This is a genomic window from Tenacibaculum sp. Cn5-46 (genome assembly GCF_022347705.1).
Classification (GTDB): Bacteria; Bacteroidota; Bacteroidia; order Flavobacteriales; family Flavobacteriaceae; genus Polaribacter; species Polaribacter aiptasiae.
This window is the reverse complement of sequence record NZ_JAKRGD010000001.1, coordinates 725,023-748,134: the sequence shown is the minus strand read 5'-3', so window position 1 is coordinate 748,134 and position 23,112 is coordinate 725,023. Positions and strand designations below refer to the sequence as shown.

The following is a 23,112-nucleotide window of genomic DNA, read 5'->3' as shown; positions in this document are numbered from 1 at the left end:
TAAATAATCTTTGTTTCCTAGTCTTACTAATGCTTCTTATATTTTAAAAGAAAACTATTATTAAAAGTGCTTATATAATACCATTAAATAAAAAAGAGGCTGTTTTTCTAAAACAGTCTCTCTTAATATTTTGTAAACTCTTATTAGTTTTGGTTAGATAAAATACACCAATCCCAAGATCCTCCAGCTACTTGCTCTAAATCTTCTTCAGAAAGCTCAACATCTTCTGATCTTACAAAATCAATAAATACTGTATCTTTTTGATCTTCTACAACAACATCCCATCCTTTTGGCATTCCGAATTTTGGACTAAACGCCTTTAATGCTTTTTCTGGGTCTGCTAATAATTCTTGCCTGAAAGCTGAATCTTGATTAGCTTTACTAATTACGTCGTTGATAAATTTTTGATTGTTCTTTCTGATTTCTAATGTTTCCATAATTTTAAAGTTTAAGTTTATAGTTAATATTTATTTGATTTCTATGATGTAAATATATTTTGATTACTAGTGATAAAAATGCCTAATAAACTGATGAAAATGTCTATACTCCTATCATTAAACACTGGTTGCTATATAGTTGCACTCTTTCTTTCTTAATTCTACTTTTCAAGTACAACTTTAGTATTCTTAAATTATCATGCTTATTATTTTTATAGCTTAAAAATTCATTGTAAGCCATTTCAAATGATTTTGTTCCTCCTTCTTGTTTTGTTAACAAACGATTTAGTAACACCCATTTATTAATCTGCTTTATCAATGGTTCTGATGTTTTTGTTAAAACAATAGAGTTAATCAAATTGTTTTCAGTTATCAAATTGTTTCTTACAATACTCATTATTGTATTGTTTATAATCCCTATTAACATTAAATGCTTATGTGGATTAGCACTAAAATCATGTGATGGAATAAAGTTTTCACAAAATGATGGTAAGTGATTATTTGTCAAAAAATGAATATTTTCTAGTACTATATTTTGCCATTCTTTAATTTCATTAAATACCAAATAAACTCTAGCTAAATTATCTAGCATTTGAGAGATATATACCCCTATATTATGTGATGATGAGTAGTTTTGTAAAGTCACAGCATATTCAATACTTTTTTTCACCATTGAAATTGTACTGTCTCTTTCTCCTTTTTTAAATTCTAAATAAGATTTCCCTGGTAAGTATAATAGCTGGCTGCAATAAAATTCAAAACTTTCATAATTAAATAAATCATTCATGTAAAGTATAATTTTATCAAAAGCTTTTTCTGATGCATTCAATTCCTTTTCTCTAGCCAATAAAAAAGCAGCATGAATTTTTAAGTTTAATTCTTCTATTTTTAAAGTATTAGACTCTGAAGAGTTTGCCTCCATTAATTCCTTAACTAAGGTAATTACACCTGGGACTGTATCTTTATTTTTATTTGCTAAAACTTGTGAAAGTAAGTTTTTATTTTTCTTCTGAACATCCACTCCTTATTCTCGTTATTTGATTACAGAGTAAATGTACCTTTAAGTTATTCGACAGAAATGTCAAAATAACTGACAAAAACTTTTATTCAATTTCTTTCTTTAGACTTACGAAGTACATTTCTAGTTCTCCTTTTCCTTTAGTTGATATTTTTCCTCTATATTCAAAAACTAAATCTTTTTCATCTTTAACCAACTCATACGTTTTATTACTAATGTTAACCTTTCCTACCTCTCCATTACTTTCCATTCGGCTTGCTATGTTAACTGTATCTCCCCATATATCATATTGAAATTTTTTAACACCAACTATTCCTGCAACAATAGGCCCTACATGAATACCTATACGCATATCAAAGGCTTGTTTATTTTTTTCAAAATTTTCCTGTTTTCTATTTGTTATAAACAATTGCATTTCAATCGCTGCTAAAATGATTTTTTTTACTGCATCTTTATCTGGTTTTGGTAAACCTCCTGCAGCCATATAAGCATCCCCTATTGTTTTAATTTTTTCAATATTATAATGCTCAATAATTTTATCAAAGGCTTTAAAACATTCATTTATTTCTTCTACTAATTCCTTCGGAGTTAGAAGAGATGCTTTCTCAGTAAATGATTTAAAATCAGTAAATAAAATTGACGCCGTTTCAAAATCTTTTGCATCAACATATCCTTTTTCTTTTAACTCTTTAGCTACTTCTTCTGGAAGAATATTATGTAGTAAATGTTCTGAGCGATCTTTTTCTACTTGCAATCTTTCTTTGGATTTTTTTACAAATCGCAACCTGCTAAAAATTCCAATAGCCATAATAAAGATAAAAGCTCCCACTATTATAAAAACGTTACGCTGTTTCTCTTTTTTTTGAACTATTTTTTTATGCAACAATTCTGCTTTCCTTGTCTTTTCAACATGCGCAATACTATCGAGAATCATTTCTTTTTCAAACTGCATGTTAAGTATTTTATCAGAGGTTTGCTTTAGATTTAAGCTGTCTTTCAACCTATGCATTTGTTCATTATACTGTAGAGCAGCAAATAAATTATTTGTTTCTTTATATGCCTCATACAAACATTTACAGGCCTCCTCTTGAATTGAAATAGCGTTTATTTTTTCTGCTATCTCTAATCCTTTCTTACATTTCTTTATTGCTTCAAATTTATTTTTAAGCTTTTGATCTATATTTCCTATAGCTATAAGATTTGAACTCTCATAGAGGTTATTATTTATTTCTTTTGAAAGTTTTAACGATGTTTTGTAATTCAATAATGATTTTTGATAAGCTTTTTTTAATTCATACAATTTACCCAAGTTAAATAATACTTCTATCTGAATTTGCTTCTCATTATTACTTTTCGCTATTTTTAGAGACTTTTTAAAATTATTTAAAGCAGCATCATAATTTTGCTCTTTTAAATCAACATCTCCAATACTATTTAAAACTTTAGAAAGCGATATCATTTCTTTTTTCTGATTATAAACCTCTTTTGCTAATAAGAAATTTCTTTTAGCTTTTTCTAAATCATTTAACTCTAAATAAATTCCTCCAATATTTTGAGTAGCAAAAGCAACTTGAAGTTCATTATTAAGTTTATCTTGAATACTTAAAGATTTTTTATAATAATCCAATGCCTTAGAATAATTCCCTAGGTAGTAGTATATAGCTCCAATGTTATTATGTGATGAAGCTACTCCCTTTAAAAAATTTGATTTTTCAAAATATTCTATACTTTTTGTATAATTTGAGAGCGCTTTTGAAAACTCTCCTTGGTAGTAATATGTTGTTGCTATTTTACTGTAACAATTCCCAATAAATTTATTGTTCCCTAAACTTTGATAAATAGTTAAACTGTTTTCAAGATGACTACGAGCTACTTTATAATCTCCCTCTTTTAAATACTTTCTACTTGTTTTGAGTAAACTATCTGCTACAGATTTTTGATCTAATTGACCAAAAACAGAAAAATGACAAAATAAAAAACAGAGAAGCATTATTATTAGTTTATACTTCTCTATTAAAATAATATCTTTAAATGATTTTTTCACTTAACTCATTTCTTTAACCTCCAATAACACCTGAAAGTGGATCATCTATTATCGGTGGTGTAGGATTTCCTCCTCCTGCTACAATTTCTAATTGTTCTTCAGTCAACTCTATATCATCCATATCTGGTTCTGCTGGAATATTTATATAAATAATTGACGAATCAGTTTGATCACGAACAACTATAGTTTTTCCTTCTGGTACTCTAATAGTTTCTCCTGTTAAATTCTCAATAGTTGGGATTGGATTATTAATTAGCTGTTGCTTAAATTCATTATCTTCCCATGCTTTATGAACAATTGTTTGGAATAATTTCTGTTCTCTAGTTAACTCCATAATTAATGCTGATTAAAATTTTTCATGTAATAAAATTACTCTTTTGGGTAGGTAAGAAAATGCCAAAAAGGCTGACATAAATGTCAGCAAATTATAAACTCTCTTTAAAAACCTCAACTTTTTGCTTGCTTTTATAACATTTAATCAACTCATGAAGTCCATTTTTAGAAGCCATAGTAACCATGTCTACCTCACAAATACTTTTAATTCTATTAATTTGATCTTCTGATGTTATTATTTCTCCTAACTTGGTATCAAAATTTAAAATAGTTTCACTTATTTTTCTTACTAATGTTTTTAATCCATCAAAAGCATTTATTGAAAGTTCTATTGGTTCTTGATAATTTTCTAAGCGCCCTCCTTTTCTATAACTAGGGTAATTTTCTAATCCCATAAAGCATAAAAACCACTCCTTATTAAACCGACCTGTTGCTTTGGTTATTCCAGCATAATCGGCAATAATTTCGTCATGAATATTATTAGCCATACATCCATAATATTGTAATGTAAATAAATGAGCACATTCATGTTCTCTTCTTATAATTAAAGATAAATTCTTCCAATTATTTTCTGAAACTCCAATATGTGTACTCTCGATTCCACTGTATTTTTTTGTACTTAAAACAATTAAATTGTCTTTATATAAATAAGGTTTAGGAATTATATTTTCTTTAAAAAATTTATTCCAAGTACTTGAAGAATTTTCATTTAGCCATGTTGACTTTAATCTACCTATTCTATCCCAATTATTGATACCTTTAATAAATGAAGCTCCCATTGAACTTGGTATTTTTTTAGGTTCATTTTTATTAGATAAAGCACAAATAACAGTATTAAAATCTTTATTATTTGAAACTGTAATAACTGGAACTTTGCCTATAACTGGCTTGTCATAAATTTCTAAAGTAATCTGATCAGGCTGATTTAACTCTAAATTAGTTTTGCTTTGCTTTGGTTTTCCTCTTAAAGTAACATTTTTATAATCAAGAGTTTTAGATATATTTTCTTCTACTGGGAATTGAAACTGGACTAAATACTTTTTCAAAGTTTTAAAAACACCTATTTCTTGTGACTCACAATAGTAATTTTCCCATGTTTTAACAAACTCATTATTTTGACTATAATCTTGAACTTGATTTTGACTAACAAACTTATTTTCGCAATAAATTAATAACTCTTCTACTGCTTCTTCACTTTTAACAAACTGCTTTAAGAATACTCTTTTTTCACTGATAGTCATCCTTAAATATTTTTATGCTATTTGTCGTTTAGCTAAACTGGTAAACACACCATTTTTCTGTATCAGCTCTTCATAAGTTCCTGACTCCACAATTTTTCCTTTATCTAACACATATATTCTATCTGCATTTTTAACAGTACTTAGACGATGAGCTATAACAATTCTTGTTGCTTGAAGTTTATCTAAACTTTCTGATACTATATTTTGAGTTCTATTATCTAAAGCACTAGTAGCCTCATCCATAAATAATAAGCGAGGTTTATGAACAATTGCACGAGCAATCATTAAACGTTGACGTTGGCCTCCCGAAAAAGTCCCTGCCCCTTCACTAATAACCGTATGCATTTCCATTGGCATTTGTTTTATATCTTCCTCCATACCTGCCATACGAGCAGCTCTCCATGCGTCTTCTAAAGTAAGCTCTGAATTTCCTACAATATTTTTATATATACTTCCTGACATTAAAGCTCCATTCTGAAGTACAACACCAATTTGTCTACGAACCAAATCTTTATTCATTGAATCAAATGCATCACTATCATAATAAATTGAACCATTTTCAGGCTCTTCAAAACCTAATAACAACCTCATTATTGTAGACTTTCCAGACCCGGAAGTTCCAACAAAAGCTACCATTTCTCCCCTATTTATTTTAAATGATACATCTTTTAAAACTAATGGTTGTTCTTCATGATACCTAAATGATACAGAATTCATTTCAATTTCTCCAACAAGCTCTCCTGGATCTGTACTTTGCTCTGAAGATTCAGGTGTTTCTTCTAAAATGGGTTTTACCCTCTCATAAAGTGTAATAATATTAAGCGAAGTAATTAATGCTAAACTCATTTTTAAACAATCTCTTAGAAATTGATTAAATGCACTAATAAAAGCCATAAACGCTCCTACTGAAATCATAGTTCCAACTACAGTAGCACTACTCACAGTATAATAAATAAAGGCAAAGAAAAAAATACTTGTAAATAATGGATAAGAACTATTAAATACTTCAACAAAATTTTGATAACTTCCTGAATTAAAACCTAATTGTTTCAATGTAGAAAACTTATTAGCCCATAGTGTAAAAATTCTTTTTTCTCCTCCTGTAATTCTTATCTTAGAAACCCCTGATAAAAACTCAAAAAGAAAACCTTGTAAATCACCTTGAACATCTGAAATTTGTCTATCATATTTTAGTTTTAACCAACCTATAATTGCCATGAACATAATTGCAACTATTGCTAATCCTACTCCAATCCATGCTAAACTAGATTCATAATAAAACAGCAAAATTAAATTTACAAATGAGAAAGCTCCACTTAAAACTGCTGTCATTACAGTAGTTGATAAAATTTGGCGTATTCTATTAATACTTAAGGCTCTATTAGTTAAATCTCCTGCCGAAAACTTTTTATAAAACGTTACAGGTAGTCTCAATAAGTGATCCATAACACCTGCTTGCATATTAATACTCGATTTAGTTTCTACTCTAAGTTGTAAAGCTCCTTGAACCAACTGTAATCCGGCGGTTACTAAACCAAGTATTAGCATAATGGCAAACACCTCGAAATGAAGCGATTTATCAGCTGTAGGGATTACATCATCAAACATAACACCTGATAAAATTGGCACTAACAAGCCTATTAAACTACCTAAGCAAGCAGCTAAAATTAAATATTTTAAATCCTTTTTAATCCCTTGAGAAGCAAACTTCACTATCTTTTTTACTGAAGTCATTGTATTATTAAACCCATAAAAAAACATATAACTTATCGGTTCTAGTTGCTCTGCTACTTCATAATTAACTTTTTGTTCTTCTCCTGTATAAACATCTTTTAAAAGATAAATACTAGGGCTACTTTGTATTAGAGCTACTGGTCTTTTGTTTTCCTTATAAAACGCTAATAAATGTCCGTTTTCTTCTTTCCACCAAGTTCCTCTAAGAATTATTTTTCTTACTCTTACTTTTGAAGATTGTGCTATTGCATAAAGCTGATTTGCCGTGCTATTTTTATACGACTCCATGTATTTAGGTGCTTCAAATTTAAAACCTACAGCACTTCCAATAAGCTTACAGGTTTCAAATAAGTCACTATTTACTTTCTTATCCTTGGATGATAAGGAGAATTCTTCTTGTTTTTTACCTGTTACAATTGTTCTTAACTGATTTAGTGTTTTGCTTAAATCAGATTCTTCTGATGTCACCTTATCAATAATACGGTTTTGCTCCTCTTCTTTTTCTAACTTACAATTTTCAACCAGTTTTGTATAAAAATGATTTTGTAAATCATTCATTGACAGCATAAAGTAAATTTCGTCTTTAAGAACCTCTCTTGTACTTAATATTTTTTTTACTTCTATATTTTTATTTTTGACTTGTAACCATAAATCATTTGAAACTGCAAAAGGGTATTTAAAATTTTCATTTGAAACAATCAAATTTGTATTTGCATACTTTGAAAACTCTCCATGACTTATTACACACCATACTAAACCTTTAGATGGATAAGCAACTGTTTCTTTTTTTAAAGTTATAGCTTCAGATAATGTTAATGCTTCATATAACCTAGGTGCAATTACTTGCTGTATTACCTTTGCTGTTTTCAAAACCCATTTATCAATCATACTTTTTAGGAAAAGATGATCTATTTCTAATAGTTTATTTTTATTTATTGCTATTAAAGAAGCTCCCTTACTTACTAATAACAACTTAATATTTTCCTCTTTTGATTTAGATGTTATTAGACTAAATAATATTTCTCCTGATTTAGCACTATACAAGTACTTCAAAGCACTTAAATATTCTCCATTTTCATCTACAACTGCGTAAAAAACATCTACCTCTCCAGAAGTAATCATCCAAAATCTATCATTCTCTCTAAGAATTAACGAATGATTTGCTGCTAATTTTATTTTCTTATTTTCGAACATATACCTCTATTATTTTGAATCAATTAATTTGGCATATGAGCCATTCATATTTAACAACTCCTGATGAGTGCCTCGTTCTACTATTTTTCCAAACTCCATCATAATTATTTCATCACAATCAATAATAGTACTTAACCTATGTGCAACAATTAAACATGTACAACCTCGTTTTTTTATATTATCCATTACAATTTTTTCAGATTTAGGGTCTAAAGCACTAGTAGCTTCATCCATTATTAAAATAGTTGGATTTAAAGCTAAAGCTCTTGCTATCTCCAGTCGTTGGCGTTGACCTCCACTAAAGTTTGTACCTCGTTCTAAAACCATACTATCATAAGCATTGGTCCTCGCTGCAACTACATCATGAATTGCAGCATCTCGAGCAGATTGGATGATATGTTTTTCTGGTATTTTCGAATCCCAAAACGATATGTTTTCTTGAATAGATCCTTTGAACATTAAAACTTCTTGATCTATTACAGCTATTGATTCTGTAATTACAGCTCTAGGAATTTCTCTCCTTAATTTATTATCAAATCGTATTTCTCCTTTCCATGGTTCGTATAAACCTGAAGCTAATCTTGCAACGGTAGATTTTCCACTTCCGGATCCTCCTACTAGAGCAACTCTGCTTCCAGGTTTTAAGCTTAAACTAAAATTCTCTATTAAAGCAGGCATAGTAGTATTGTAACCAAAAGTTACATTTTTCATTTCAAAATGTCCTGTCAACTTATTTAAACCAACTTGGTCTTTACTAGTCTCGTTTTTCTTTTCTTTTTCATCAAACTCACTAGCAACCTCATAATTTAAAACATCGTCAATACGTCCCATGTCCCCTTCTGTTTCTTGAAGAAGCCTTCCTACACTTACCAATTGATTTACAGGTTCCATAAAATTGCTCATTAAATACAAAAAGGCAACAAGCATTCCTAAAGTCATCTGTCCATCCATAACTCTCATTGCTCCAGTTCCCAAAACAACAGTTGTTGTTAATGACATTAATAAAGGAGGAATTATATTTAAACGTGTAGTTAACCACCCCAACTCTTGTTGGGCATTCATCACTTTTGCTAAATAACCTGTCCATGTTGTAAAAAAATCATTTTCTCTTCCAGAAGCTTTTAAAGTTTCAATCATACTTATTCCTGAGGTTGTAGTTCCAAGGAGTTTTCCATTCTCATTCATAAATCTTCGGTTTCCCTCTTTACGTGCTCTAGAAATATATTGTAAAGCAACAATATTCAATGCAGCCATAACTATACCTATAATAGTGAGGACAGCATCATATGAGAACATTAACATCGCATAAAAAACAACTACTATTGCATTTAAAGCAGCATTAGCCAAATCTCCACTTAATAATTTAGCTACCTTATCATTTAAGGACACTCTACTTCCAATTTCTCCACTATAACGCTGTGTAAAAAACGCTATAGGCAAATGAAATACATGCCATAAGAATTTACTAGATGTGGTTAATGCTAATTTGGTTTCTAATCGTAATAAATAATATTGCTGTAAGTAAACTAATATTGAATTGATTATTAAAATACCACTCATAACTAACAGCAGTGGCATAATAAATTCTGAAATACCGTTTACTAAATATTTATCAATAAAAATTTTTGTAAACGAAGGAATGATAAGACCTGGTATTACTAAAAATAAACTTGCAAGAACAATATATGTTATGCTCATTTTTGAGTTTTTTACTCTTAAAGCTAGTGAGCTTATCAACCCTTTTTTCTCATTACCCTTAACAAAACTTTCTCCAGGTTTAAATGTCAAAACCACTCCTGTAAATGCTTCATCAAACTCTTCATAACTCACATGATATCTTCCTTGAGCAGGATCACTTAAGTATACCTTATTTTTTGTAAAACCTTCGAGCACCAAAAAATGATTAAAGTTCCAAAATACAATAGCAGGCATTTGTAATTGCTTCAATTTCTCTATAGATTTAGCATACCCCTTTGCTTCCAATCCATACTCCCTTGCTGCTTTTAATACATTAGTAGCCTTTAATCCATCTCTAGAAACTCCACAAGAAATTCTTAACTTCTCTAAAGGAACAAACTTTCCATAATATCCAAGAATAATACTCAATGAAGCTGCACCACACTCTACTGCTTCCATTTGCAAAACAGCTGGAGTTTTTACTGGACGTGCTAACTTTTCCTTATTTAGTTTAACCTTCTTACTCATACTTTTGCATATTAATACAGATCAAAGAATTTTTTTAAAGCAGGAACAACAATAGCAACAGGAGGTTCGGTTTTTACCGTTATCTTCCCCATACATGATGTTCCTTCATTAATAGCAACTTCTGGCCCTTTGGCTGATGTCCACTTAAAACCACTAAATGTGTTCTTGTCTTCTTCAAATTCAACATAAACTTCAAATAATGCTCCTTTAGTTAATAATCCAGATACTAATTGATCATTTTTTACTGTCATCATCATTCCTTTTTGTGTTATTGGAAAATCAGACACATAAGTCACTTTACCTTTCATAAAACCATATTCTTGTGGCTGAACAGTTGAAGGAACTACCAATGCTTCCATTCCTTCTTTTATTTTTTTTCCATCCTGAGAAGGGATATACAGTACTCCTCTAAGTTTTCCTTCACTAACAGTTTCTTTTTGGTTTTTCAATTTAAATAATGGTGCACCTTGACGAACCACTATACCCGATTCTGATAACAACTCTACAACCTCTCCTGTATAAGGACTTCTTATTTTTGTTTGAATATCGTAGCGCTCTTTTAAATGCTTCAACCGTCTTTCTGTCTCAGCTATGCGCTGCTTATTTATATTAATATTTTGTTGATGCTCAAAATCATTATTCAACTGTATGTTAGAGGTTTGAACTGTTTGTATTTTTCTTAACTCAATATTAGCTAAAGTTTGTTCTATTTTCTGTTCAGTTTTAACCACCTGTGATTTTGTAATCAAGCCTTTTTTCAACAACTCCTTTTCATTTTCTAACTGACTCTTTAAAAAATTTAAATTAGCTTGACTAGATTCTTCTTGTATCTCAATAAACGAATGCTCTTTTTTCAATATTTGTTCTTGCATTTTGGAGTTCTTATTTCCAAATGAAAACAATCTTTTCAAGTCATATTTTTGTTCTTTTAATGCTCCTTCTACCTGCTCTATTTGTTGAAATAACTCAGGTTGTTCAACTGTAGCTATAATATCTCCCTCATTTACTAGATCGCCAATTTTCACATCAAGATTTATTAGCTGCCCTTGAGATGTAGCTACAACTTCATGAATTTCTCCTCCTAATAATACTCCAACAACATTAAGTTTAGTTTTTACATTCCCCAAAAAAGACCATGTAATTCCTGTTAATAACACTATTGCTATTGTAAACAAAGCTATCCATCCCTTAGGACCAGTAACTTTAATGAGTTGATCTAATTTTTCTGGTGTAGATAATTTTTCAACTGCTGCTTTTCTAAAAAATCCTGCTGCCATAATTATTTTTTTAATTTTTTATGTTTTTAGTTAGGGATAGTAAAAAACAAAGCCCTATTTATATTGTTCTTATCGACAGATAATGTGCCTGTTTCGTATCTGAGGTTCATAATAGCTTTAGAGAATTCTTTATGAGCTTGTAAGTATTCTAATTGTGCTAGGGTTAATCGTTCTTGAAACTGTATAAGGTTTAATAAAATGGTAATTCCATTTTTAAATTTTAGTTGTTCATTAGCATAAACCTCTTGATAAAACTTTAAAGCTTCTTTTGCTTTTATCAACACCTCAACACTATTTTCTAAATTATTGAGAGCTATTGATACATTTAAGTTTATGTTTCTTTTTAAATTAACTGTTGTTATCTCTTGATCTTTTAATGCTACTTCACCTTTAATAAAATTTCCTTTAGCCAGATTATTATTAAGTGGAAATGTAAAGTTTAATCGTACTCCATAGCCTAAATCTCTTCCTTCATTTCTTGAAAATGCTGCTAATGCTCTTCCTAAACCATTACCGCTATTCATCCCTCCATAACTGACAAATCCTGTTAAATCTAACTGAGGTTTTTTATTATTTTCTGAAAATTTTAGTTGTAACTCTAAAGCTTCTTGTATTTTCTTGGCTGCCTCAATATCAGCTCTATTATTTTGTGCTATTGTAAAAAAGTTGACTTTATTAAGTTCTTTATTATATCCTGATTCGTTTATTGTTGGAAATTGATCTATAGGAATTCCTAATTTCTCACTATCATCTTTACTTAACCCAATAGCTCTTCCTAAATTTAGTTTAGCGTTATAAAGTATTTGTTCAGCAACTTTTGTTTGACGTTCTTGATTTGCTAAATCTGCTTTAACTTGTGATAAATTTCCTGCTGGTCTTTTATCTGCTTTTACTAATTCTTGAGTTATTTCTAGAACTTGTGCTACTCTTGCTTCATTCTCTTTAAAAATTGTTAAACTTTTATGAGCTGTTACGTAATCCCAATAAGCAATACTCATTTGTAATAATTCAAATGAATTTGCAAATTCTGCTGTGTGATTTGTACTTTCTAAATTTAATTTCGAAGCTTCTTCTAAAGCTGTTGAAACAGCTTTTCCTCTCCCTCTTAATAAAGGTTGAGTTAAAGATAATGTACTTAAAACAGTATGATTATCAATATAAGCCCCTACATTTTGATTAAAACTATTAATTGGATAATTATCTGTAGCTAGTTTATAATCAACTTTCAAATTAGCGGTAAGACTAGAGCGAAATATTTTTTTCAAACCAATTGAAACATCTGTTCCTTCCGACTTTAATTGACTATTAATTATGTTGTTTCTTGGATCAGCTTCTAATAAATTAAACTTATTCCGCTTTAACGATACTCCTGAAATTAATTGATAATCAAATACACTATTTTGTATTTTCAAATTACCTTCAGCTCCAGTTACAGTTAATAAATTCTGTTTAACCAAAGGATTTTCAGTAAGGGTAATTTTTGATAATTTGACTAAGTCTACTGGAATACTTTTTTGACAAAATCCATGAATCACACAAAACAACAATACTATTATTATAACAATTTTACGCATCATATAAATAGTAATTTATACTTCAGAAAATTTTTGAAGTATTTGTCCAAACCTTGAACCTGCTTGTGAAATACCATCTAAAATATTTTCATCTATTACATCTAGTTCTTCAGGATTACCATACCCCAATTGACTAGTGGTTTTTCTTAATCTATTAGATAAGAATAATGAGATTGCATAATAAAAATTAGCTTTAAACTCTAAATTATCAGACAATCTATTATCCATTAATTTTCTAGAAATACTATACACAGAAGTTGATTGTGTTGCTATCACTGATACTGAAGGTGGTCTAGATTCTAAAAATGACATTTCTCCTACAATTTCTCCTGCTCCTATAAGTGCTATATTCTTTTCACTTAAGCCATCAGTTATAGATAGTTGACCTGAAAGAACTATATACAAATTCTCTATAGCTTCTCCTTTACGTATTAATCTATCACCTGCCTCTAAATCTTCTTTATTACCATTGTTTATCATCCATTCTATATCTAAATCATTTAAATGGCCTAACAAAAAAAGTACACGTTTCATTTGCTTCTGTATTAAAAGTTAATATGGCTAAAGGTATATTTTGAAGCTATTTTAAAACTGCCAAAGAATCAGTTGAAAACGACGTATAAAAAGCATATTACTCTCATTATCGAGTAAATACAGTTAAAGCTAAAACATTCTAAAGTCTTCTTTCATTGAGAAGTTTCTTTGGGAATACTCCATATTGCTGACTAAATAACTTTGAAAAATAATGTGTATCGTAATAACCTACAGCATAAGAAACTTGAGAAATAGAATCGTATACATAATCGTCAATAAACTGTTTTGCTTTGTGCAATCGTAATATTCGTATGTATTTATTAGGAGTTAAATGTAAAAGACTTTTTATTTTTCGATGTAACTGTCTTTCACTAACTGCCATTTTGTATGATAAATCATATAAGTTTAAGTCTCTATGTTTTATATTTTTATATACTTCATTTTCCATTTCTACTAACCATGAAGTATCTTGTTGTGAAATTTTATTAGGGTTAATTTCTTTTTTACACATAAACTGTACTCTTTCATTACCATGATATATTTGATAAATTAAAGGAGCTTTTTCTTTTGACTTTCCGTCATTAGCTAATTTAACAACCTCTTCTATTAAACTTGCAATTTCTTGACTACTATTAAAGATTATCTCATTTGTTGTTCTTTCTGGTTGCTTATTTGTAATAACATCAATTGTTGTTAATTTTTTATTAGCTTCTATTATAGACTTCAGGGGGATTTTAATTTCTTTTATTAAATCTATTAAAACATCTGAAGAATTTAAATTATTTATTTTCTCTAAATTCATTTTGATTGTTTTAATATTTAAGCACTCAATGCTATTGCTGTATTACTTGTTGTATTAATTTTCTCTTTTGAAGAAGATATCATGTATTCTTTATCAGAAACAGCCTCTAATAAATGTTTATTTTTCTTATAAAATTCAATTACGCCATCATAAGTCATTGCAATTGGTATTGTTTCTGAACCTAAATAATTTACAGACTCACCTATAACCATAGCCTTAACTCCTAAAAGATTTAAAACCCTTAGCAACTTACTATCACATTCAGCAAAAGCCATATTACCTTTATGTTTACATATAAGTTTAGCTACACATACTAACAACTTTTTAAATAAATTAAAATCACGCACATCTTTATTTACTGCAAATCGTCCTATATGGTAAATATCATTTACATTGGGAGTATTAATTGTTAAAAGCGGATTGATTCCAAAAATTTTCTGAAGAGGTAGTACATCTATAAAGTTCCATTTTAAAACTCGAATTGCTCCTACTATTGTTCCTTCTTCATTTCTAGTAGTAAAAACTTCTGAATTTTCATAAAACTTTAGTTCCTCTTTATAAATCGTGTTTACATCATTTTTATAATTCTCAGGAATGTCATTCTGTAAATGATGTTTGAAGTTTTCGGTAACTACAAATTCAGCTAAATCTAATAATTGATTTTTCTGAAGCTTTTCTAAATAATTTTTTGTGAGTATCATAGTATTAAGTTTGGTACTCAAATCTATTTATACAAACTTCAAAAATCGTTACACAAAAGTGTAGAAATGAGACACTTAAACACAACTACACAAAAGAGTAGTTACGATTTTACCCTTTTGTGTAATTCTTTTAAAAATGCTATATTTAGCAAGCTTAAAAAAAAATATAATGCCAGATATTAATAACTTTTTCTCTTTTATTAATAAAGTTGATTTTGTTTCTGAAGAAGATCAAAAGCAAGCTATTAATTATTTAGAATCAATCGATGCTTTTGCCAGAACAACATACAAAAGCTTATATGTAATTGATTATGAAAAAAAAGGGTTTGATTATGTTTCTGACAACCCTTTGTTATTATGTGGGAATACTGCTGAAGAAGTAAAAAAAATGGGGTACGCATTTTATTTTAAGCATGTAATAGAGTCTGATCTAGAACTTCTTTTAAAAATTAACACTATTGGTTTTGAGTTTTATGAAAGAGTACCTATGGAAGAACGCAAAAATTACACTATTTCATATGATTTTCACCTGGTTAATAAAGAAGGTGAAAAAACATTGATTAACCATAAAATGACTCCTCTATTTATGACTTCAGAGGGAAAACTGTGGAAAGCAATTGCAATTGTTTCTCTTTCTTCTGAAAATAAATCAGGGAATATTAAAGTAACAAATAAAAAAGATAATAAAGTATATCACTACGATTTAAAAGGAGATTTCTGGAAGGAAACTGAATCGACAAAATTAACCAGCAGAGAAAAAGAAATTCTTAAACATTCAACCAGAGGATATACAATAAACGAAATAGCTGAAGCTATATACGTCTCACCTGATACTGTAAAATTTCACAGGAAGAAATTATTTGAAAAACTTGGGGTAGCTAATATTTCTGAAGCTATTACTTATACTACAAACAATAAATTAATTTAAATCATTCATTATTGTTGACAAATAAAATTCTGGAAACTGTTTGGTTTTTTTATTAGTAGCAATATTATACAAAAGATGTGTACTCATAGCTGCTACTAACCAAGATGCTATTGATAATTGAGGCGGTGGTAGAACTTTTTTCTCTTTCATATATTTTTCCATAGCCTCTTCTAACCAAGCATGAGGTGTTCTCCAAAATTTTAAATAACTTGTAGCATATTCAACCATTTTAACTTCGTTGAATTTTTGATTAGGCTTTTCTATTGAATCTAACGGTAAACCTTCTGGACTAATCACTGTTACTAAACCTCCCCAACCTAAATTATATGGGTGCAACACCGGAATATTATTTTTCTGACAAATTTTATCAAAAGTCAAAGGTACATCGGATGTAAAATCTAAAGCATTAATAGCAATCCTATGACCTAAAATAAACTCTTCAACATTTTCAGTTGTTAAAAAACAATCGTGTATCTTAATATTAGCTTCTTTATTTATAGACAACAACCTTTTTTTTATAGCTTCTACTTTACTAGTTTTTAAATCTGCTTCTGTGTAATTTTGTCTATTCAAATTTGATAACTCAACTTCATCTCCATCTATTATAGTTATATTTTCGAAACCAAGTCGCAAGGCGCATTCTGCTATAATACTTCCAATTCCAGAACCTCCAAGTACAACAGGACAATTCTTTATTGTCTCTTGTTCACTTTCTGTTAAATAGATTCTATTCCTAATATATCTTGTTTCCATAGTTATTAAGTTTATTACAAAGCTAGTTCAAAACAAACGACACATTGCTACCCTAAAAGGTAGGTTTAGTAATTCTTAGCCCTTTAAATGTTTAGCTTACCTTTTTATGATCTTACTTATTTTAATCTTAAAAATAAGTTTTTCAATTAAAAGAGTTGTATACTTTTTATGAAGAAGATAAAATTATATACACAATAAAAAACATGTGCTTATTACACAATTAAAAGCCAAATAAATTTGGTGTTAAATTTATGTTTGTATGAAGTACTGATAATACGCTATCAGGGTTCTTTTTAATATAACTCTGTAAAATTCTCTGTATATCTCTGTTATCTTTTTGCTTTGTTAAAGCGAGTAAATATTGTTCTGTAGTAACTTCTTCCTTTTGTTTGTTCATATAACCGTATCCCATATAAACACTATTCAATACTAGAACATAACTAAATTCTTTTTCTTGTTTTCCTTTTTCCAAAATCACAAAGTTTTCTGCTTGAAACGTAACAGATTCTAGTGCTTTTTTTACTCTAATATTATAGTCGCTAACTGCTTCTGTATTTCTACATACTCCTTTGCATTTTTTTATTTGATAATGAAAACAACTACTTACATTGGTTTGAAGATGACAATATTTAGGACATAACTGAAATTCTTCACACAAACGCTCTACAAAACTTCTTGCCTCTGTTGAAGAATAAAACTTAATCATAGGATTTGATACTACTTTTAAAGTATTCCACGCAAGATGCTTTACTCCTTTTCTATCTTCAAAACTAAATAGTCCATAACTTTCACTTGAACGTCTTTGAGCTCTATTATACTTGGGGTATAATCTTTTTATTTCTGCAGATTCTAACAACAACGCCAATAACTCATTTCCTGTTTCTGTAAATGTAATATTTGCTGTTACCATACACATATTCATTTCTTTCTTCTTCTTATCATAAAAATGGCTTAAAACACGTTGCTTTATATTATTAGCTTTACCTACATAAATAACCTCCTTATCTTTATTCCAAAAATAATATACTCCATGATTTTCTGATAATTTATCAAAAACATCTTTAGAAAGTAACGGAGGTAATATTGCTTCACGAGAACGATGATGTAAAAAAGAATCAATAATACTTAGTGTGTTTTCTTTATCTATCGTAAGAAGCTTTTTAAATAAAGTAACTGTAGCTTCTGCATCTCCTTTAGCTCTATGCCTATCTTTAATTTCTATTCCTTCTGACAAACATAATTTCCCTAAGCTGTATGATTTTTTATTAGGCAGTAATTTACGAGACAAACGTACTGTACACAATTTTTTTCTTTTGTAATCAAAACCCAAAGAGTTAAACTCCTTTCTAATAATTCCATAATCAAAATTCACATTATGAGCTACGAAAATACATCCTTCTGTTATTTGAAATATTTTCTTTGCCACCTCAGGAAAAGTAGGAGCTCCTTTTACCATAAAATTGGTTATACCTGTTAAGTTTGTTATATAAGTTGGAATAAAAGTTTCTGGGTTTACAAGCGTAGTAAACTCATCTATTACCCTATTATCTTCTAAAATAAAAATACTGATATCAGTAATTTTAACACCTCCATCTGTTTCTATGTCAACTATAGCATACTTCACTCTCGCTATTCTTTTATTTATTATAATTCTAGGCTTTAACTTAATTTCTATTCCCCTAATTTATTAAGTATTAATATACTCTAATAGTCGTTATTTTAATTCATTAAAACTACACTTTTCATTAAAACTAAAAGGTATAACTTATTTTGTTTAATCATTTTCAAATAAAGTTAAACAAAATTAATTATATTTGATTAAATAAATAACATTACAGTTGAAAAAAGAACATTTACCTTCAAAAACCTGTCAATGTTGTGGTAAACCATTTACATGGAGAAAAAAATGGAAACTTAATTGGGAAAACGTAAAATATTGTAGTAAAAAATGCAGTTCAAAAAAACAGCTATAGTATGGTTTACAAGTAATCTTAGGGTTTTAGACAACAAACCTTTGTATGAAGCTTGTGTTAATTACGAAAATGTTATTGGGCTTTATTGTTTTAACAAACATGATTTTACTGAAACTCAATTTGGGATAAAAAAAATAGAAAAATTTAGAGCTAAATTTTTAGTAGAATCAGTACTAGATCTATCTAAAAACCTTAAAAATTTAAATATTCCTCTCTTTTGCTATTTTGATTTCCCTGAAGATATCATACCACAATTTTGCTCTGATCACAATGCTGATGCTATCTATTTTCAAAAAGAATTTACTTATGAAGAGCTTAAAGTTATAGAAATTATAACTCAAAAAATTTCTAAAAAGACTACTCTTTATAGCTATTACGACCAATTTTTATTTCATCCAGAAAATATTCCTTTTACATTTAAAAACATTCCAGAAGTTTTTACCAATTTTAGAAAAAAAGTAGAAAAACATGCTACAATTGAAAATCAGTTATCAGTTACTCCTAAAAAAGGAACAAATCTTATTAAAGTAACTTCTCAAATTTCCTCATTAGAAGCTTTAGGATTTAAAAATTTTGAAGTTAACCCAAATACTGCTTTTCCTTATTTGGGAGGAGAAAGTCAAGCCACAAAACGTTTGTTATACTATTTCTTTGAATCAAAAAAAATAAGTTTTTATAAAAAAACAAGAAACGGTTTATTAGGCACCGATTATAGTTCTAAATTCTCTCCTTGGCTTGCTAATGGTTGTATTTCTGCAAAAACTATTTATTGGGAGATTAAGAAATATGAGCAACAACACGGTAGTAATCAATCTACATATTGGATGATTTTTGAACTTATTTGGCGTGATTATTTTAAGTATTTATCATTGAAACACAAAAACAAATTATTCAAACTTGAAGGCATCAAACAGGTTAATTATCAGTGGAAAAAGGATGACAACTTAATTCAATCTTGGATTAACGGTAAGACTTCTAACGAATTTGTAAACGCTAATATGATAGAACTAAAATTAACAGGTTGGATGAGCAATAGAGGAAGACAAAATGTAGCATCATATTTTACTAAGGAACTTATGTTAGATTGGAGAATTGGCGCTACTTATTTTGAAAGTATCTTAATTGATTATGATGTACATAGTAATTATGGTAACTGGCAATATATAGCAGGAGTTGGAAACGATCCAAGGGATAGAAAATTTAATACTCAATTACAAGCTAAACGGTATGATTCTATGGGAAAATATCGACGTACTTGGCTACAAACCAATTTATTTTAAATGAAAGCAGCAACTATTGTATTCCCTAATCAATTATTTAAAAATACAGCTATATTAAGCAGTAAAATTCCTCTATACTTATTAGAAGAATATTTATTTTTCAAACAATATAACTTTCATAAACAAAAGCTAGCTTTTCATAGAGCATCTATGAAATTTTATCAAAACTATTTACTTGAAAAGGGGTTCAATGTAAACTATATAGAATCTTCTCAAAGCACAAGTGATATTCGTACTTTAATTTCTCATTTAATAGAAAATGATGTAGAAGAAATACACATTATTGACCCTACCGATAATTGGCTAGAAAAAAGAATAAAAAAATTTGAAAGCCAAATAAAAATCCAGATTCACAATAACCCGCTGTTTATTAACAGTAAAAAAGAATTATCATCATTTTTTAAAGCTTCAAAAAAAAAGTTTTATCAAACATCATTCTATAAAGAACAACGCATTCAAAGAAATATACTAATTACTAATGGAAAACCTGAAGGAGGTAAATGGACATACGATATTGACAATCGAAAAAAATACCCTAAAGATAAAATTCCGCCAACAATTCAGTTTCCTCAAAGTAACATCTATTACCAAGAAGCTAGAAAATATATAAGTAATTATTTCCCTAATAATTTAGGTGATCTTGAAAATCAACAATATTACCCTAACACTTTCTCTGAAGCTGAAAATTGGTTAACTAATTTTTTTGAAACTAGATTCTTAGAATTTGGTACTTATGAAGATGCCATCGTAAAAGATAAACATTTCTTAAATCATAGTATATTATCTCCACTTATTAACACGGGGTTACTATGTCCTTTACATGTTATTAATACTGCTATAACTTATGCTAGTAACAATAAAGTTCCAATCAATTCTTTAGAAGGGTTCATACGACAAATTCTAGGTTGGCGAGAGTTTATCAGAGGAGTTTATGAAGTAAAAGGTTCTGAAAAGCGAACTAAAAACTTCTGGAAGCATTCTAGAAAAATCCCTAATGAATTTTACAATGGAACAACAGGAATTTTACCCATAGACCATACTATAAACAAAATCTTAAAAACAGGTTATGCACATCATATAGAGCGGTTAATGATTTTGGGCAATTTTATGCTCTTATGTGAATTTGACCCAGACGAAGTTTATAGATGGTTTATGGAGTTTTTTATTGATAGTTACGATTGGGTAATGGTCCCCAATGTATATGGTATGAGTTTATTTTCTGATGGTGGCTTAATGTCTACAAAACCTTACATAAGTAGTAGTAATTATATAAAAAAAATGAGTGATTATCCCTCTGGTAATTGGCAAAAAACATGGGATGGTCTTTTTTGGCGTTTTATGGATAAAAACAGAGCTTTTTTATCTAAAAATCCTAGACTAAGAATGCTTATTAATAATCTTGATAAAATGGATTCAGAAAAACAAAAACAACATTTTAAAAACGCATCTGATTTTTTAGACAGTTTAGGAAAACTTTCAAAAAACAGACAATTAAATTTACTGTAAACGGGAAAAATTCAATTAATATTTAAACCATTTCTTCCATCTCCTCTAACTCTCGTGGCTATTAACTATTAAAAATAATAGCACATATTCTACAAAAATACCTCAAAAAACTAAGACATAAGCTGATATATATCATTCCAAAACATATTTCTTACAGCTAAATTTGAATATCAAAACAAAAAAAAATGGAAATACATATTCAATTCGTTAAAATGCCTGTAAGTGAAAATTTACAAGAATTCATTCAAAAAAAACTTGATAAACTTTATAAAAAATATGATTGGCTTATAAAAGCGCAAGTTTATATAAAATATGAAAATGACCCTACATCAAAAGGTAAAATCTGTGAAATGGTTTTAAGTCAATCTGGTCCTCAAATATTTGCTTCTTCTAATGAAGACAACTATCAATTGGCTGTTAAAAATACAGTTAGCGATTTAGAAAGACAGTTAAGTAAGCGTAAGCAGATTATGAAGTCTCATTTATAATTTCTAAAACCTACTATTATGAAACATATTTTAATACCAACCGATTTTTCAGAGAATGCATGGACAGCCACTGTTTATACACTTAAACTCTTTGCTAATGAACAATGTGTTTTTCATTTACTTCATTCAGCACCAGTTAAGTCATCAAGAATCTCTTCTTTTTCAAATAAGTTAACCCGTGTAATGCAAGAAAATGCTGTAAATGATTTAAAACATTTACTTGAACGAGTAGAAAAAACATTTGCGAACCCTAACCATAGTTTTAAAATATCTACAAGTACACATGATATTGAACAAGCTGTATCTATTGCTGTAGAAAACCATGACATAGATTTAATTGTTATGGGAACCAAAGGAGCAACAGGAGCTAAAGAAATTTTCTTAGGTAGTAACACTGTAGAAATTATAAGTAATCTTTCTAAATGCCCAATATTAGCAATACCTACTGGTATCGAATACAAAAAACCAGAGAACATTGGTTTTTCTAGTGGATTTAAACGTTTATACAATAGTACTGAACTAGATGAAATTAAATATCTTATTAGTTTGAATAATTCTAAATTAAACGTATTACATATACAAACAAATGAAGAATTAGATACTAGTCAAAAAGAAAATTTAGATTCTTTACAAATGTATTTGAAAAATGTAGAAACTAGTTATACTGAAATAACTCAGTACACAAACATAACAAATGAAATTATCGATTTAATTGATACTAATGAAATTGATATTTTGACTATGATAAAATACAAACACAGTTTCTTTGAAAACTTATTTAGAGAACATGTAATAGCTAATTTAGGACATCAATTAACGATTCCTTTTATGGTTATACCTGCTACAACATAAGTTAATTAAAACATATCATAAAAAATTAAAACCCTTATTAATTTCTAATAAGGGTTTTATAATTGTAATAGTTTTTCTAAAAAACTTATTTACACAACTACATGTGGTAATCTTATAAAAGATATAATTATATTTTAATTTTCAAGCAACTCTAATTCAGTGTATCAATACTTAATTGATATTAATCATTTCTTTTTTTTGCTGAATAGTGTTTTTTCTCAATCAATTATCCAAATAG

The 23,112-nt window shown here is 28.8% G+C and carries 20 protein-coding genes; 6 read left to right on the top strand and 14 right to left on the bottom strand.

From position 1 onward, the window contains the following. Positions 1-143 precede the first annotated feature (143 nt). The 12 genes from MHN29_RS03520 to MHN29_RS03465 all read right to left on the bottom strand — a co-directional run bounded on the left by MHN29_RS03520 (position 144) and on the right by MHN29_RS03465 (position 15,094). Positions 144-437 carry a hypothetical protein gene (locus tag MHN29_RS03520; protein ID WP_235272851.1) on the bottom strand — a complete coding sequence of 98 codons (294 nt, stop codon included), beginning with the start codon at positions 435-437 and terminating at the stop codon, positions 144-146. A 103-nt stretch (positions 438-540) separates the two neighbouring features. Continuing rightward, complete coding sequence (locus MHN29_RS03515) at positions 541-1,458, bottom strand: hypothetical protein (protein ID WP_235272852.1); 918 nt, start codon at positions 1,456-1,458, stop codon at positions 541-543. An 82-nt stretch (positions 1,459-1,540) separates the two neighbouring features. After that, complete coding sequence (locus MHN29_RS03510) at positions 1,541-3,499, bottom strand: adenylate/guanylate cyclase domain-containing protein (protein ID WP_235272853.1); 1,959 nt, start codon at positions 3,497-3,499, stop codon at positions 1,541-1,543. A gap of 13 nt (positions 3,500-3,512) precedes the next feature. Then, complete coding sequence (locus tag MHN29_RS03505) at positions 3,513-3,833, bottom strand: NHLP leader peptide family RiPP precursor (RefSeq protein ID WP_235272854.1); 321 nt, start codon at positions 3,831-3,833, stop codon at positions 3,513-3,515. A 91-nt stretch (positions 3,834-3,924) separates the two neighbouring features. Further along, positions 3,925-5,073, bottom strand: coding sequence for a hypothetical protein (locus tag MHN29_RS03500; protein WP_235272855.1), 1,149 nt, complete (start codon positions 5,071-5,073; stop codon positions 3,925-3,927). Between the two features lie 12 nt (positions 5,074-5,085). After that, positions 5,086-8,001: an NHLP bacteriocin export ABC transporter permease/ATPase subunit gene (locus tag MHN29_RS03495; protein ID WP_235272856.1), complete on the bottom strand. Its 2,916-nt coding sequence runs from the start codon at positions 7,999-8,001 to the stop codon at positions 5,086-5,088. 9 nt (positions 8,002-8,010) lie between these two features. Then, positions 8,011-10,206: an NHLP family bacteriocin export ABC transporter peptidase/permease/ATPase subunit gene (locus MHN29_RS03490; RefSeq protein ID WP_235272857.1), complete on the bottom strand. Its 2,196-nt coding sequence runs from the start codon at positions 10,204-10,206 to the stop codon at positions 8,011-8,013. An 11-nt stretch (positions 10,207-10,217) separates the two neighbouring features. Continuing rightward, complete coding sequence (locus MHN29_RS03485) at positions 10,218-11,483, bottom strand: NHLP bacteriocin system secretion protein (protein WP_235272858.1); 1,266 nt, start codon at positions 11,481-11,483, stop codon at positions 10,218-10,220. 26 nt (positions 11,484-11,509) lie between these two features. Further along, positions 11,510-13,060, bottom strand: a complete 1,551-nt coding sequence (locus MHN29_RS03480) for a TolC family protein (RefSeq protein ID WP_235272859.1) — start codon at positions 13,058-13,060, stop codon at positions 11,510-11,512. A gap of 12 nt (positions 13,061-13,072) precedes the next feature. Beyond that, a complete protein-coding gene (locus MHN29_RS03475) occupies positions 13,073-13,591 on the bottom strand; it encodes a cyclic nucleotide-binding domain-containing protein (protein WP_235272862.1) in 519 nt (172 codons plus the stop codon). A gap of 139 nt (positions 13,592-13,730) precedes the next feature. Next, positions 13,731-14,393: an AraC family transcriptional regulator gene (locus MHN29_RS03470; RefSeq protein WP_235272864.1), complete on the bottom strand. Its 663-nt coding sequence runs from the start codon at positions 14,391-14,393 to the stop codon at positions 13,731-13,733. A 17-nt stretch (positions 14,394-14,410) separates the two neighbouring features. Then, entirely contained in the window at positions 14,411-15,094 is a 684-nt protein-coding gene (locus MHN29_RS03465) for a hypothetical protein (protein WP_235272865.1), read from the bottom strand. Between the two features lie 169 nt (positions 15,095-15,263). Between MHN29_RS03465 and MHN29_RS03460 the strand changes: the two genes are divergently transcribed. Continuing rightward, a complete protein-coding gene (locus MHN29_RS03460) occupies positions 15,264-16,022 on the top strand; it encodes a LuxR family transcriptional regulator (protein WP_235272867.1) in 759 nt (252 codons plus the stop codon). On the opposite strand, the gene MHN29_RS03455 is transcribed toward MHN29_RS03460, so the two are convergent. Both MHN29_RS03455 and MHN29_RS03450 read right to left on the bottom strand, forming a co-directional pair. Beyond that, complete coding sequence (locus MHN29_RS03455) at positions 16,014-16,775, bottom strand: ThiF family adenylyltransferase (RefSeq protein ID WP_235272868.1); 762 nt, start codon at positions 16,773-16,775, stop codon at positions 16,014-16,016. The two genes, MHN29_RS03460 and MHN29_RS03455, sit on opposite strands and share 9 nt — an antisense overlap. Positions 16,776-16,995: 220 nt before the next feature. Beyond that, positions 16,996-18,399 (bottom strand): exonuclease domain-containing protein, encoded by a 1,404-nt coding sequence (locus MHN29_RS03450; RefSeq protein ID WP_235272869.1) that lies wholly within the window; start codon positions 18,397-18,399, stop codon positions 16,996-16,998. A 214-nt stretch (positions 18,400-18,613) separates the two neighbouring features. Between MHN29_RS03450 and MHN29_RS03445 the strand changes: the two genes are divergently transcribed. From MHN29_RS03445 to MHN29_RS03425, 5 genes are all read left to right on the top strand, one after another. Next, positions 18,614-18,748: a DUF2256 domain-containing protein gene (locus MHN29_RS03445; protein ID WP_235272872.1), complete on the top strand. Its 135-nt coding sequence runs from the start codon at positions 18,614-18,616 to the stop codon at positions 18,746-18,748. Next, a complete protein-coding gene (locus MHN29_RS03440) occupies positions 18,724-20,028 on the top strand; it encodes a DASH family cryptochrome (RefSeq protein WP_235272874.1) in 1,305 nt (434 codons plus the stop codon). Before MHN29_RS03445 ends, MHN29_RS03440 begins: the two co-directional genes overlap by 25 nt. Next, on the top strand, positions 20,029-21,534 hold the full coding sequence (locus MHN29_RS03435) for a cryptochrome/photolyase family protein (protein WP_235272876.1): 1,506 nt from the start codon (positions 20,029-20,031) through the stop codon (positions 21,532-21,534). Positions 21,535-21,719: 185 nt separating this feature from the next. Continuing rightward, positions 21,720-22,022, top strand: a complete 303-nt coding sequence (gene hpf / locus MHN29_RS03430) for a ribosome hibernation-promoting factor, HPF/YfiA family (protein WP_235272878.1) — start codon at positions 21,720-21,722, stop codon at positions 22,020-22,022. An 18-nt stretch (positions 22,023-22,040) separates the two neighbouring features. Beyond that, positions 22,041-22,874: a universal stress protein gene (locus MHN29_RS03425; protein ID WP_235272880.1), complete on the top strand. Its 834-nt coding sequence runs from the start codon at positions 22,041-22,043 to the stop codon at positions 22,872-22,874. Positions 22,875-23,112: the final 238 nt, after the last annotated feature.

Excerpts from the sequence above, each read along its gene's own strand:
- MHN29_RS03520 (WP_235272851.1), bottom strand. The coding sequence starts at position 437 with ATGGAAACATTAGAAATCAGAAAGAACAATCAAAAATTTATCAACGAC.
- MHN29_RS03455 (WP_235272868.1), bottom strand. The coding sequence starts at position 16,775 with ATGGAAACAAGATATATTAGGAATAGAATCTATTTAACAGAAAGTGAA.
- MHN29_RS03470 (WP_235272864.1), bottom strand. The coding sequence starts at position 14,393 with ATGAATTTAGAGAAAATAAATAATTTAAATTCTTCAGATGTTTTAATA.
- MHN29_RS03480 (WP_235272859.1), bottom strand. The coding sequence starts at position 13,060 with ATGATGCGTAAAATTGTTATAATAATAGTATTGTTGTTTTGTGTGATT.
- MHN29_RS03495 (WP_235272856.1), bottom strand. The coding sequence starts at position 8,001 with ATGTTCGAAAATAAGAAAATAAAATTAGCAGCAAATCATTCGTTAATT.
- MHN29_RS03475 (WP_235272862.1), bottom strand. The coding sequence starts at position 13,591 with ATGAAACGTGTACTTTTTTTGTTAGGCCATTTAAATGATTTAGATATA.
- MHN29_RS03490 (WP_235272857.1), bottom strand. The coding sequence starts at position 10,206 with ATGAGTAAGAAGGTTAAACTAAATAAGGAAAAGTTAGCACGTCCAGTA.
- MHN29_RS03485 (WP_235272858.1), bottom strand. The coding sequence starts at position 11,483 with ATGGCAGCAGGATTTTTTAGAAAAGCAGCAGTTGAAAAATTATCTACA.
- MHN29_RS03460 (WP_235272867.1), top strand. The coding sequence starts at position 15,264 with ATGCCAGATATTAATAACTTTTTCTCTTTTATTAATAAAGTTGATTTT.
- MHN29_RS03500 (WP_235272855.1), bottom strand. The coding sequence starts at position 5,073 with ATGACTATCAGTGAAAAAAGAGTATTCTTAAAGCAGTTTGTTAAAAGT.
- MHN29_RS03435 (WP_235272876.1), top strand. The coding sequence starts at position 20,029 with ATGAAAGCAGCAACTATTGTATTCCCTAATCAATTATTTAAAAATACA.
- MHN29_RS03505 (WP_235272854.1), bottom strand. The coding sequence starts at position 3,833 with ATGGAGTTAACTAGAGAACAGAAATTATTCCAAACAATTGTTCATAAA.
- MHN29_RS03425 (WP_235272880.1), top strand. The coding sequence starts at position 22,041 with ATGAAACATATTTTAATACCAACCGATTTTTCAGAGAATGCATGGACA.
- MHN29_RS03465 (WP_235272865.1), bottom strand. The coding sequence starts at position 15,094 with ATGATACTCACAAAAAATTATTTAGAAAAGCTTCAGAAAAATCAATTA.
- hpf (WP_235272878.1), top strand. The coding sequence starts at position 21,720 with ATGGAAATACATATTCAATTCGTTAAAATGCCTGTAAGTGAAAATTTA.
- MHN29_RS03440 (WP_235272874.1), top strand. The coding sequence starts at position 18,724 with ATGCAGTTCAAAAAAACAGCTATAGTATGGTTTACAAGTAATCTTAGG.